Consider the following 790-nt stretch of genomic DNA (forward strand, 5'->3'; position numbering starts at 1 on the left):
CTTCTAGTCTAGTTAAAGTGACTATTTTAGACGCTAGTGACTACACCGCGATAGGTCGGAGCTAATTTCGAAAGCGTGCAACGGGCTATTATAATCAAATATGACTGGAGAAAGATCGGACAGTGAAGCGGAAGGCGATGAGGAAATGAATGAATCAGTTGACACGGACAAACGTGTGGAAAGAGCCGACAACGATACCCGACATCTCGAAGGAAACAACGAACGGGCCGGCCAAAATCCGAAAAGTCGACGAACAGTTCTCCAAAGCCTGACAGTAGGTGCTGTGGGGATTACAGGTATAGGAGGGATGACGGGACCGGTTACTGCAGACAGTCCCGAAAATGATATAGAAAACGAAATTCTTGAGGGACCGGAAGCAAAGAAGGCTGCAGCGGCTGCAAGGCGGACAGAAGCGTACCGCGATCTCAGAAAGATCGTTCAGGAGTCAGGCAACAAATTACGTCCAAATGAGGTATTTGCCGGTCGATCGTCCGACGGAGAGACAATTCGGACTGTTGTCTCGTTCGAGGTCGATATCAAATCCGAGGAGTTCGACGCATACGACGAGGGTCACGTCACGATCGCGGTTGAAACAGAAGATAGAGACGATGGGACGCCGAAGCATGGTGAAAGCGTCGTCCTCTCGGAACTAGAATACGTCGAGCGAGATGACGACGACGCGCCAACCGAGGCCCTGATTATCGTGCTCTGTTGAAGAGCGATCTAATCAGCTGATATCACGGGTTAGAAGGGTGAAGTCGAGGAAATCGAGGTTGGTATGGAAATCGAC

1 protein-coding gene is annotated in these 790 nt (G+C 50.3%); it reads left to right on the forward strand.

All coding sequences use genetic code 11. The annotated features are described in order from the left end of the window. Window positions 1–100: 100 nt before the first annotated feature. A complete protein-coding gene (locus C446_RS18490) occupies window positions 101–715 on the forward strand; it encodes a hypothetical protein (RefSeq protein ID WP_152419360.1) in 615 nt (204 codons plus the stop codon). Window positions 716–790 lie beyond the last annotated feature (75 nt).

This window comes from Halobiforma nitratireducens JCM 10879 (assembly GCF_000337895.1).
GTDB classification, from domain to species: Archaea; Halobacteriota; Halobacteria; order Halobacteriales; family Natrialbaceae; genus Natronobacterium; species Natronobacterium nitratireducens.